The 11,629-nt window shown below is 37.4% G+C and carries 12 protein-coding genes; 7 read left to right on the top strand and 5 right to left on the bottom strand.

What is annotated here, in order from left to right; all coding sequences use genetic code 11:
* Positions 1-1,322, top strand: a 1,322-nt coding sequence (locus AC1DTM_RS01705; protein ID WP_477000012.1) for a polyamine aminopropyltransferase, incomplete at its 5' end; no start/stop codon positions are given.
* 18 nt (positions 1,323-1,340) lie between these two features.
* The gene (speD, locus tag AC1DTM_RS01700) at positions 1,341-1,712 is read left to right on the top strand and encodes an adenosylmethionine decarboxylase (RefSeq protein ID WP_088099684.1); all 372 of its coding nucleotides are present in this window, start codon (positions 1,341-1,343) and stop codon (positions 1,710-1,712) included.
* A 425-nt stretch (positions 1,713-2,137) separates the two neighbouring features.
* On the opposite strand, the gene AC1DTM_RS01695 is transcribed toward speD, so the two are convergent.
* From AC1DTM_RS01695 to AC1DTM_RS01685, 3 genes are read right to left on the bottom strand one after another with little or no spacing between them, the layout of a single operon-like run.
* On the bottom strand, positions 2,138-2,443 hold the full coding sequence (locus AC1DTM_RS01695; protein WP_002112903.1) for a PTS sugar transporter subunit IIA: 306 nt from the start codon (positions 2,441-2,443) through the stop codon (positions 2,138-2,140).
* Positions 2,444-2,452: 9 nt separating this feature from the next.
* Positions 2,453-3,754, bottom strand: coding sequence for a PTS cellobiose transporter subunit IIC (gene celB, locus AC1DTM_RS01690; RefSeq protein ID WP_477000011.1), 1,302 nt, complete (start codon positions 3,752-3,754; stop codon positions 2,453-2,455).
* A 14-nt stretch (positions 3,755-3,768) separates the two neighbouring features.
* Positions 3,769-4,071 carry a PTS sugar transporter subunit IIB gene (locus AC1DTM_RS01685; RefSeq protein ID WP_002198836.1) on the bottom strand — a complete coding sequence of 101 codons (303 nt, stop codon included), beginning with the start codon at positions 4,069-4,071 and terminating at the stop codon, positions 3,769-3,771.
* Between the two features lie 224 nt (positions 4,072-4,295).
* Between AC1DTM_RS01685 and AC1DTM_RS01680 the strand changes: the two genes are divergently transcribed.
* The 3 genes from AC1DTM_RS01680 to AC1DTM_RS01670 all read left to right on the top strand — a co-directional run bounded on the left by AC1DTM_RS01680 (position 4,296) and on the right by AC1DTM_RS01670 (position 7,321).
* A complete protein-coding gene (locus tag AC1DTM_RS01680) occupies positions 4,296-5,513 on the top strand; it encodes a dicarboxylate/amino acid:cation symporter (protein ID WP_002112907.1) in 1,218 nt (405 codons plus the stop codon).
* Positions 5,514-5,740: 227 nt separating this feature from the next.
* On the top strand, positions 5,741-6,898 hold the full coding sequence (locus tag AC1DTM_RS01675; RefSeq protein ID WP_477000010.1) for an acyltransferase: 1,158 nt from the start codon (positions 5,741-5,743) through the stop codon (positions 6,896-6,898).
* 42 nt (positions 6,899-6,940) lie between these two features.
* Entirely contained in the window at positions 6,941-7,321 is a 381-nt protein-coding gene (locus AC1DTM_RS01670; protein ID WP_002159850.1) for a VOC family protein, read from the top strand.
* 29 nt (positions 7,322-7,350) lie between these two features.
* On the opposite strand, the gene AC1DTM_RS01665 is transcribed toward AC1DTM_RS01670, so the two are convergent.
* Both AC1DTM_RS01665 and AC1DTM_RS01660 read right to left on the bottom strand, forming a co-directional pair.
* The gene (locus AC1DTM_RS01665) at positions 7,351-8,436 is read right to left on the bottom strand and encodes a hypothetical protein (protein ID WP_016106645.1); all 1,086 of its coding nucleotides are present in this window, start codon (positions 8,434-8,436) and stop codon (positions 7,351-7,353) included.
* Positions 8,437-8,526: 90 nt separating this feature from the next.
* Positions 8,527-8,676: a hypothetical protein gene (locus tag AC1DTM_RS01660; protein ID WP_002144831.1), complete on the bottom strand. Its 150-nt coding sequence runs from the start codon at positions 8,674-8,676 to the stop codon at positions 8,527-8,529.
* A gap of 253 nt (positions 8,677-8,929) precedes the next feature.
* Here AC1DTM_RS01660 and cydA point away from each other — a divergent pair, with 253 nt between their 5' ends.
* Both cydA and AC1DTM_RS01650 read left to right on the top strand, forming a co-directional pair.
* Positions 8,930-10,285, top strand: a complete 1,356-nt coding sequence (gene cydA, locus AC1DTM_RS01655) for a cytochrome ubiquinol oxidase subunit I (RefSeq protein WP_002144830.1) — start codon at positions 8,930-8,932, stop codon at positions 10,283-10,285.
* Positions 10,278-11,303, top strand: coding sequence for a cytochrome d ubiquinol oxidase subunit II (locus AC1DTM_RS01650; RefSeq protein WP_002089640.1), 1,026 nt, complete (start codon positions 10,278-10,280; stop codon positions 11,301-11,303). Before cydA ends, AC1DTM_RS01650 begins: the two co-directional genes overlap by 8 nt.
* Positions 11,304-11,629: the final 326 nt, after the last annotated feature.

The following is an 11,629-nucleotide window of genomic DNA, read 5'->3' as shown; positions in this document are numbered from 1 at the left end:
ATAAACAAGACAAGCAAGATAAACAAGACAAGCAAGATAAACAAGACAAGCAAGATAAACAAGACAAGCAAGATAAACAAGACAAGCAAGATAAACAAGACAAGCAAGATAAACCAGACAAGCAAGACAAACCAGATAAACAAGACAAACAAGACAAACAAGACAAGCAGGACAAACCAGATAAACAAGACAAGCAGGACAAACAAGATAAACACGATAAGCAAGATAAACAAGACAAGCAAGACAAGCAGGACAAACAAGATAAACACGATAAGCAAGATAAACAAGACAAGCAAGACAAGCAAGACAAGCAGGACAAACAAGATAAACACGATAAGCAAGATAAACAGGACGAAGACGAGGACGAAGACGAGGACGAAGACGATAAGCAAGTACAATCGGAAAATGTAATAATAGTACCAACAAATTCGCACAGCTTAGATATATGGGATGAAATTTCACTAAAAGAAATACAAGCTGGCGAACATACAAGTTTATTTGAAAAAAAAAGCAATTATCAAAACATTAACTTACTCCAAGTAAGCGATATTCGTCTATATTTGGATAAACAGCTACAATTTAGTTCCGTCGATGAGCAAATCTATCATGAGGCACTAGTTCATCCGATTATGTCAAAGGTAATAGATCCAAAGCGTGTTCTCATATTAGGCGGTGGCGATGGCCTTGCTTTAAGAGAGGTTTTAAAATATGAAACGGTTATCCATGTAGACCTCGTCGACTTAGACGAAGAAATGATTAAGATGGCTCGCAATGTTCCAGAATTAGTCGCTTTAAACCAACGCGCATTTTTTGACGATCGCGCAAATGTACATGTATGTGACGCAAAAGAATTTCTGAAATCTCCTTCCTCTTTATATGATGTAATTATTATTGATTTTCCGGATCCAGCGACAGAAGTATTAAGCACTTTATATACGAGTGAACTCTTTGCCCTTATAGCTACGTTCCTAACAGAGGATGGCGCATTTGTTTGCCAATCTAATTCACCTGCTGATGCACCTCTTGTATATTGGAGTATTGGTAACACAATTGAACATGCCGGATTAACTGTAAAAAGCTATCATACAATTGTTCCTTCTTTCGGAACTGACTGGGGATTTCATATTGCCGCTAACTCCTCGTTTGTACTCGATCAAATTGAACAATTTTACGTAGTACCATCCCCTCGAACATTACCTTCTCTTCTTGCTCCTTTATTTCAATTTAAAGAAGAACATTTAGAGCACCGTAATAATGCCGTTTTAAATTCAGAATCTGATCTTATCCTACATCATTGCTATCAAAAAGAAATGGAGTTTTGACAAGGAAGGTGCAAATATATGGAATATTCTACGTTTGGGCGTCATATAATAGTAGATTTATGGGGCGTAGATTTTTCTCTATTAAATGATATTCATTTTTTAGAGCATCATTTAGTTGCCGCTGCGAATCGCTCTGGTGCCCACGTTTTAAATGTAAGTAGCAAGGAATTCCACCCATATGGAGTTACGGTATTAATTTTATTATCAGAAAGCCATCTCTCTATTCACACTTATCCCGAAAAGAAATTTGCAGCAATTGATTGTTATACTTGTGGCACATCTGTTGATCCTCAAAAAGCTATTGATTCTATAATAAGCGTGTTAAAACCAGAACGTATGCATATAAAAAAATTAATTCGTGGTGTAGGAGAATTTGTTACTATCGATTAATTATCATCCCCATTTACCCATGAAGAAGGAGGCTTGTTAATATAAAAATACCATCAGTGGAACTGATAACACTCCACTGATGGTAAGCACACATACATAGTCTATTCACCCCGCTATTCGCCGGGCAGTAAAACTCCCACCTCAAAATTCGGCTGGAGCAAAGAAGTTAGGTGGGAGATCCACTGCCCGTAAACGCCCGATTGGTTCAACTAATAATCAGTGGGGGATGAACAAAACCCCCACTGATTAAAGTTTCACTTTATCTTAATTGATGATTTAATTTTGCTATTTTTCGTTTCCAATATAAAGTCAGCATAAACCTGGAAATAATAAATACAATCATCCATAAGTAGCCCTCTTTTCGTCATAACTGTCTCTTTTAAAAACATAAAAAAACCTTGCATACGCAAGGTTCATTCAGCTACTCACATCTTCCTATATAATTCTACAAATTCACTCGCCAATTCCTTCACTGTAATTGCGTTCATTAAATGATCTTGCGCATGTACCATCAGCAGGGTAACTTCTGTCTTTTCCCCGCCAGCTTCTTTCTGTATGAGCTCTGTTTGTAAGCGGTGCGCCTCTTGCAATTCATTTAAAGCTTCTTGTAATTTAGCTTCCGCTTCCTTAAATTCACCGCGCTTAGCACAATCAATTGCTTCCATTGAACAGCTTCTCGCATTTCCCCCGTGCAAGATTAAATGAAAAACTTTCGTCTCTATCGTATCCATTTTATTTCTTTACTCCMCCTTTTCTTCCGCTACTTTTTGTTTATCCCATATTTTTAAGAATGGTAAGTAAATAAAGAATGCAAGCGCAAAGTTAACGAGTTGCAAAACAACCCCTGAAATTTTCCCGCCTGACCCTAAATATCCACTAAAAAGAATAGGTGTAGTCCAAGGTACAGCAGCTCCACTCGGACGTGCAACCCATCCCCATTCCATTGCGAAATAAGAAACAACCGTTAATACGACTGGCACCAATATAAATGGAATAAGTAAAAGTGGGTTCATTACAATCGGCATTCCGAAAGTCACCATTTCATTAATATTAAAAATACCAGGTGCAATCGACAATCGTCCTAAACTTTTCAATTGCTGACTTCGCGCAAATAATAACATTCCTACAACTAAAGCAAGTGTTGCGCCAGAACCGCCCATATAAATCCATAAGTCAAAGAACTGCGCAGTAATCGTATTCGGTACGTCTTGCCCAGCCTGAAAAGCAATTCGGTTTTGGTCCATTAACGACAACCAAATCGGGCTCATTACACCGCCCACAATTGCAGCGCCATGAATTCCACACGCCCAAAGTACATGGACAATAATAACGGCTATTACCGCGCCCCAAAGACTGGCACCAAGTGCACTAAGTGGTTCTTGTAAAATTTTCCCCACAATATTATGGATGCTGCCGAAAGAAGTATTTTCTATCATTAAGCGCAAGATCCAAATAACAGTTACAACAATAAATCCTGGAACGAGTGCTGCAAATGAACGTGTCACAGCTGGCGGTACCGTTTCTGGCATTTTTATAATCAGCTTTTTTTGTACAATAAATCTATAAAGTTCAGTAGATATAAGTGCTATAATCATCGCAACGAATAACCCTTGGCTTCCCATTAAAACAGCTGGTATAGCCCCTTCTACAAGTACACTTTCTTTCGTACTTGGTATTATATATGCAACTTGAAACGGAGTGGCAAGTAAGAATGTCACAAGTGATAACGCCCCTGCCGCTAATGCATCGACCTTATAGTATCCTCCAAGTCTGTAAGCGATTCCAAAAGTGGCTATTAAAGACATTATATTAAATGTTGCGCTAACTGGATACCCCAAAGCTTTCTGCCAACTCTCCCCAAACAGCCCTGCCATAAAATCATTATACCCTGGTATGGGTAAAGCACTAATAATTAGAAAGAAAGATCCAATAATCAAGAAAGGCATCGTTAAAATAATACCATCACGAATCGCCTGCAAATGTCTCTGCTCTGCAACCTTTCCTGCTACTGGCATCACATATTTCTCTAAAAATCCAATCATCTATCCCACTCTCCTCATGGTTTCATTGACAAAGCTGCTTGCAAGATAGCTTCTCCATTACAAAGCCCATAATGGACAGATTGAATGACATCAACAGGTATTCCTTTCTCCTTACATAATTCTTTCATTTTCGGTAATAAATAACGTACTTGCGGTCCAAGTAAAAGTACATCTGCATCATCGATATGATTTCGCACTTCTGAACCTGATACAGCCCAAATCTTTACCTCTATCCCCCTTGCCTGTGCCGCTTTCTCCATTTTTGTAACTATCAAACTGGAAGACATTCCCGCTGCACAGCAAAGCAAAATATTCATCCTGTTTCCCTCCCTCTTTTTCTAAACCTAAGGTATGATACAGCCCTTGCCACCACTAGGTTACAAATATATATGTCTAGATTTCTAACTGTATGCCGAGCTTAAAAACAAAAATTTCTCGGTTTTCACGCTATTCCATCTATCCGTATTTTCCTAGTAAAGAAGTCTCTAACTCGCTATAATGATTCAGTATGATTTTTTATAATCGATAGGAGGGTATATTTATGAAGGCATATCGCTTTCCGCTTATTTTATTATCTTCTATCCTAATTGGTGGTTTCATTGGTTATTTCATGGGTGCCGATGCAGTTGCTTTAAAGCCGCTTGGTGACATTTTCTTAAACTTAATGTTTACGATTGTTGTACCGTTAGTGTTCTTTAGCATCGCGTCATCTATTGCTAATATGGATGGATTAAAACGTTTCGGTAAAATTATGTCTAGTATGGCTGGAACTTTCTTATTTACAAGTATTTTAGCTGCTATTTTTATGATTATTATTGTGAAAGTATTCCCGCCAGCACAAGGTGTTGTATTAGAACTAACACAGCCTGATAAAGCTGAAAAGGCAGTTAGTGTTGCTGATCAAATTGTCGGTATCCTAACAGTATCAGACTTTTCAAAGTTACTATCTCGTGAGAACATGCTAGCTCTTATTTTCTTCTCTATCTTAATGGGGGTTGCAACTTCAGCAGTTGGTGAAAAAGGGAAACCATTCGCTACATTCTTACAAGCTGGTGCAGAAATTTCAATGAAAGTTGTATCTTTCATTATGTACTACGCTCCAATCGGACTAGCTGCCTACTTCGCAGCATTAGTTGGTGAATTCGGACCACAACTTCTTGGAACTTACTTCCGAGCAGCAATGGTATACTATCCGGCTTCTCTTATTTACTTCTTTGTATTCTTTACATTCTATGCGTACCTTGCAGGTCGCAAACAAGGTGTACAAGTATTTTGGAAGAACATGGTCTCTCCTACAGTTACATCACTTGCAACTTGTAGTAGTGCCGCAAGTATTCCAGCGAACTTAGAAGCAACGAAGAAAATGGGTATTTCTTCTGACGTTCGTGAAACAGTTGTCCTTCTTGGATCTACACTGCATAAAGATGGATCTGTTTTAGGCGGGGTATTAAAAATTTCTTTCTTATTCGGTATTTTCAACATGGAATTCGAAGGACCGAAAACATTAGCAATTGCACTTGTTGTTTCTCTATTAGTAGGAACAGTAATGGGTGCTATTCCGGGCGGAGGTATGATTGGTGAAATGTTAATCGTTTCTCTATACGGATTCCCACCAGAAGCATTGCCAATTATCGCCGCAATTAGTACAATCATCGATCCTCCTGCAACAGTGTTAAACGTAACAGGAGATAACGCTTGTGCCGTAATGACAGCTCGTCTTGTAGAAGGTAAAAACTGGATCAAAAATAAATTTGCTTAATATATGGAAAGAGGATGCTCGTTGGAGCATCCTCTTTTTGGTGTTATTTTTCAGTGAATCGATATATCTGAAAAATCGTTGATATATTTGAATTTGTGATAGATATATTAGCAAAACCGTTAATATAATTCCATCCCGCCACAAATTTGTTATAATCTTCACAAATATTCCACACCTTTCATCCTTTCTCCGTACTATAATCATGTATGGAAAAGGAGATGTACACAATGACACAAAGCGCACCAGAATTTAAAGTTTTGCAAAGCATTGCATTTCTTGCTGTCGTTTTGCAAAGTTCCTTATTATATACAATGAATCAAGGAAATGTCTTACTCGAGCAATCCCTCATTATGGGCATGCTATTTAATCTTGCAAAATTTTCAGCACCTGCATTCATATTTATCGTCGGCTTCCATTTAATTCGGCAATATACGAAGCAACTTGTTTACAAAGAATATATTTATGAAAAAGCCACACATTTACTCATCCCTTATTTCTTCTGGTCTATTCTTTATCTAGTAACAACAAACGATGTCATTACACTACAAGGCGGAATAAAAAGTTTATTACTCGGAACAGCTGCACCTCATCTTTGGTACGTTATTATGATGTTCCAAATTCACTTATTGTTCCCGTTACTATGCACACTATTTTATTGGTTTCAAAAACGAACAGAAAATAAAAAAGACATATATAAATATATGACCATTTTCACTTGTCTATATTTCTTCTTAATGTGGTACTCTTCTCACTACATTTTTAATGGAGAGAAACTGACTAGTTCAACCATTTTACATTATACAGATCGTTCCTTCTTCTTCTACTCATTCTATTTCGTCATGGGAGGAATAGCTGCTGTAGCATTACAAACTTGGCGTATATTTGTCATGAAACATATTCCGCTTATAACAATCTTATTTTTCATCTTATTTTTATTCATCAATTATGAGTTATTTAGTTTTTACGGCGCCAATTCTATTCATTTAACCGTTTCTACTTATTTAAAACCGTCCATGTTTCTATATATCGTATGCGAAATTATGATACTGTACGTGTTATCTATTACGATTGTAAAACGAAGAGGCTTATTATATAAAACGTTAAAATTTATCGGAAACTATACGTACGGCGCCTATTTAGCCCACTTTTTCTTTTTACATATAGGCACAAAGTTTCTTTCTCTATTTGCACTACAAGAAAACACAATATTATATAGTCTATTACTATTTTCAGTAACAGCCGTACTTTCTATATTCACAATGGTCATTTGCAGTACACTACCATTTCATATATGGGTTACAGGGCCTTCCCCTACGACAAATATGAAATGGGCGAAGATTGCCATTCGGAAAAATCATGAAAAAGTATTTAAACCATATATTTGATATACTAGTATTTCATATAAGAAAAGAAAGCAGGAGACACCTATGATTAATCAAATTGGACAAATTATGTTATATGTAAATAACCAAGATGAATCAGTACAATTTTGGACAGAAACAGTAGGATTCCAAATCGTTGCGGAAGAAAATAACGGACAAGGATTTCGCTGGATTGAAATTGCGCTGGCAAAAGAAGCTGGAACAAGCATTGTCCTTCACGATAAGGCGTTAATTGCGAAGATGCAACCTGAATTAAACTTAAATACACCTTCACTTATGTTCTTCTCTAATAACTTAGATCAACTGTATAAAGATCTTTCTGAGAAAAATGTTACGGTTGGACAAGTTGTAGATTTACCTACTGGTAGAGCATTCAATTTTGCTGATAATGAAAACAATTACTTTGCGGTAATGGAAAAGAAATAAGAAAAAAGTGCCACCCCTAGGGTGGCACTCTATTTTTTACTCTTCTCCAATTCCATTTCAGCTAGAAGTGGTAGTACGTTATCGAAAATATGTGTATTATTATTCTCACCTGTTACATATCCACCATAATATCTACTAAATACATTATCATTTCGGAATGTAGTCATCCGCTCATACAATTCCTTCGCAAACTTTGTATCACCTGTTTGTAGTACGTACAAAATTGTTAATCCGTAAGATGCTGGTGATTCATAGTTCACAGCTTGTTTTCCCGTTTCTAAGTTATAACGTCCGTATAACTTTCCGTCTTCGCGAAATTTCTTCTTTATAAATTCTAAATAAGCATCTGATGAAAGACCGCCTAAACTGCGATGATAAGCAACGTATGATTGATCAATAAGATTCACTTCTTTATCGTATGTAAATGTACCATCTTCTTTATACTCTTTCGGAAATGCCCAACCCTCCCTCGGATAATCAGCTAAAAACTGAACAACTTCCTGATACTGCTGTGCAGAAATTTTTCCGTACTTTTTCATATAAGAGAATGCATGAGGATTTATGTAAGATGTTGTTGTAAACTTATTTTGTTCACCTGCATCTGCATCATAATAATCCACGTAATAATTATCTTTTTTATTATAACGAAGTACAGCATTGCTCAATTGATCAGCAAGGTTTTTATAGCGCTCTTCCTTGTACATTTCATAAGCACGATATAATTGTTCAATAATACGAAGATCATCTATAAGTGCATTTGTGGCTGACTGCATTTCTCCCTTTTCAGAGATTTTCCATAAAACGATGTGTTCCTTATGTACAAAATTATTTTGAATGACCTTTACTTGCTCATCAAATAGTGACTGATCATCTTTATCAAGCGTATATTGTAACCATAGTCCTGCCGATTCTGATAAAGCTTCACGGCCCTTCGCTTCACCCATTCCTGCCTTTGTATCCTCTAAACGGTACGTTGCAAGTGTCCCATTTTCATTTACCATATGCCTTAAAATAAAATGCTCCGTACGGTTTCCTTGTAAAGCCGACCAAAATACAATTCCGACTAATACGATTAAGAAAACAACTCCAAACCCTATATATAAACGTTTTCGCAAGCTTTTCACCTCCCTATTAAGGCTAACCTTAATTTTAACAGAACATACGAAAATTTAAAAAAGACAATCCGTTAGATTGTCTCTCCCACCTTATCCTTCGCAAACCTCTTTAGAAGGTCTATATAGCGATTCCACAAGTCGATCATATTCACGACGCGTAATTTCTTTATTATACAACTTTAATAATAAATCTCTATGCTCTCTTGAAAATGCCATCTTTTTAATGACTTCAGGATACATAAAACACCCTCTCCATTTCACATAAACTTCTTCATCCCGGAAATAGAACTTACGTTCGCATAAAAGATTATAAAATATTCAGCCATAAAAAACAAACAAAATATTATCAAATTTTAATTTCTTTCTTTTGGGAATATTTCAACATTATATTACCATACTCATTTTTTAAATACATATATATTTTTGGTAGTTTTTTGAATAAATCTTCCAATTCAATCAGAAAATAATGGCAAAAAAGAAGAGGAGTATACATATGGATACCGTAACATTAGCAAGGGCATTTTTTGGTTCTTCATTAGCATTCCACATTATCTTTGCAACGCTTGGAGTCGGGCTTTCTTTAATGATTTTTATAAGTGAAATACTCTATCACTGGAAGAAAGATTCCGACTATGCCATTATGGCAAAAAGATGGACAAAGGCTTTTGCTATCCTTCTCGGTGTAGCAATTCCAACTGGAACAATTGTTGGTGTACAAATTTCGCTTCTTTGGCCTGGTTTCGCCAAAATTGTTGGTCAAGTTATTTCCGTTCCGTTTCAAATTGAGATTTTCGCCTTCTTTTTAGAGGCTTTATTCATGTCTATTTATGTATATGCAGCTGATAAACTACCTCCAGTTATGAGATTAATCTCGCTATTTTTCGTTATGATTGGTGCCACTGCATCCGCCGTGCTTATTACATCAGCAAATACATGGATGAACACACCTGCGGGCTTTTCAATGGGGCCAGATGGCTCAGTTTTTAACGTTGATCCGTGGAAAGCTTTCTTTAATCCAAGCTTTGGCACAAGTGCATTCCATGTCGTTATTACAGCCTATACAACTGGAGCAGCTGTTATCGCTTCTATCGCTGGATTTAAATTATTAAAGAAAAATTTAAGTGCGCGTGAAATTGCTTACCATAAAAAAGGATTACTGTTAGGGCTTGTCGTTACATTTATCACTGGTGCTACGATGTGGCTTTCAGGACACGAATCTGCTATTGCCTTACATAAACATTCACCTGAAAAACTAGCATCTGCTGAAGCTTTGTTTGAAACGACATCCCACGCTCCGTTATCGCTTGGCGGGGTTGTGGATCCTAACACACTTGAACTAAACTATGCCCTTGAAATTCCGAACATGCTTAGCTTATTAGTGGGACTAGACCCTAGCACCGTTGTAAAAGGTCTAAAGGAATTTCCACAAGAAACGTGGCCACCATTTTACACACATACACTGTTCAACTTAATGGTCGGCACTGCTGCCTTTACCTTTGCAGTTGCAGCTATTGCCCTCTTATATTGGCACTTTGTTTACCGAAAAAAAGGAGTAGAGTTACCGAAGTGGCTTCTTTGGGGAGCTGCCGCATGTGGACCCGTTATGTTGCTCGGTATTGAATTCGGATGGATCTTTAGTTGTAGTGGTCGTCAGCCATGGACAATTTATGGCATGCAACGCACGGTAGATGCTTCTACACGCGCTGATTTCGTCGGTCCTTTATTTGTTTTATTCATCATTTTATATATTGGACTCGGTATTTTAACAGTCTTTGTACTACGGACATTCTTTAAGAAACATCCGTTAAAGAATGATTTACATCACGAAGGAGGCGATTCTCGTGCATGAGGAAAGCATTGCAATCATCATCTTATGGGCTCTTATTTTCGTATATAGCATACTAGGGTCTATTGATTTTGGAGCTGGTTTTTGGGGCATGGTATACGCTAAACACCCGACGCTTGCTGCCAAGCTTGCTAATCGGTACTTATCACCAACTTGGGAAGTAACAAATACGTTTCTTGTCTTTGTCGTTGTCGCTTTTCTCGGTTTCTTTCCAAAAGCAGCCTTTACCCTGGCAACGGTTATGTTTGTACCAGTTATGTTAATTTTAGTACTCGTTGCGATTCGCAGTACATTTATGGTATTCGCTTACTCCCTACCAAAGTACCAACACCTTCTTCGTATTATTTCAGGTATTACGGGGCTCTTAATCCCAGCTCTATTAATTACCGTGCTGCCCGTTACAGAAGGTGCTTATATTACGATGTCTGAAGGAAAAGAAGTGCTCCTTTACGGAAAACTTCTTTCTAGTCCCGTTATTTATTGTTATATGCTCTTTGGACTAACTTCGGAACTATTTCTATCCTCTCTCTTTCTTGCTGATTTTGCTAGGGAACAAGGTTCTGAAGATACGTACCGAATTTATAGGAGAAATGCCATCATACTTGGTCCTGCAACGCTCGTGACTGCTATTATCGCTCTCGTTGTAATGGACCCTGAAACACACTGGCTTATGCAAGGACTAATAAAGCAATTCCCATGGTTTACAGTCTCTATCATTTTATTTGTTATCGGATATTCCTCCCTTTGGTGGACAAATAAGAAGTATGGCACACTAGGCTTTCCTCGCATTGCAGTTTTAGCTGTCGTCGCTCAATATGCATTTGCAAGCTACGCTTACGGCGTCGCCCATTTACCGTATATCATTTATCCGGACGTAACTGTATTTACAAGCTTTACGACGGTCGAAACATTCTATGCACTTCTTATTCTTTACGCAATCGGGATTGCAATTTTACTACCCGGATTCATTTTCTTCTGGAATTTATTCTTGAAGGATCGAACTTTTTTGAAAGAAAAATAATAAAGTGAAACTTTAATCAGTGGGGGGATTCATTCCCCCACTGATTATTAGCCTTCACCAATCGGGCGTTTACGGGCAGTTGATCTCCCACCTAACTTCTTTGCTCCAGCCGAATTTTGAGGTGGGAGTCTTACTGCCCACAAATAGCGGGATAAATGAGGGGCATTCACACATAGAATGCCCCTAATTTATTAGACTCCTCTCCTACTAGTTATTACACTACTACTTATACTTGCCTTATTGCTCAAAATACACATATTCACTAGATTCAGGTAGATGCCTAGTTCTTCTTATTTTCTTTTGAATATAATGCTATATAAACTTGA

The sequence above is a fragment of the Bacillus sp. P4_D3 genome, from assembly GCF_056401855.1.
The sequence above is the reverse complement of the archived record's forward strand: the minus strand, read 5'-3'. Positions and strand labels throughout refer to the sequence as shown.

Excerpts from the sequence above, each read along its gene's own strand:
- speD (WP_088099684.1), top strand. The coding sequence starts at position 1,341 with ATGGAATATTCTACGTTTGGGCGTCATATAATAGTAGATTTATGGGGC.
- AC1DTM_RS01695 (WP_002112903.1), bottom strand. The coding sequence starts at position 2,443 with ATGGATACGATAGAGACGAAAGTTTTTCATTTAATCTTGCACGGGGGA.
- AC1DTM_RS01685 (WP_002198836.1), bottom strand. The coding sequence starts at position 4,071 with ATGAATATTTTGCTTTGCTGTGCAGCGGGAATGTCTTCCAGTTTGATA.
- AC1DTM_RS01680 (WP_002112907.1), top strand. The coding sequence starts at position 4,296 with ATGAAGGCATATCGCTTTCCGCTTATTTTATTATCTTCTATCCTAATT.
- AC1DTM_RS01675 (WP_477000010.1), top strand. The coding sequence starts at position 5,741 with ATGACACAAAGCGCACCAGAATTTAAAGTTTTGCAAAGCATTGCATTT.
- AC1DTM_RS01670 (WP_002159850.1), top strand. The coding sequence starts at position 6,941 with ATGATTAATCAAATTGGACAAATTATGTTATATGTAAATAACCAAGAT.
- AC1DTM_RS01660 (WP_002144831.1), bottom strand. The coding sequence starts at position 8,676 with ATGTATCCTGAAGTCATTAAAAAGATGGCATTTTCAAGAGAGCATAGA.
- cydA (WP_002144830.1), top strand. The coding sequence starts at position 8,930 with ATGGATACCGTAACATTAGCAAGGGCATTTTTTGGTTCTTCATTAGCA.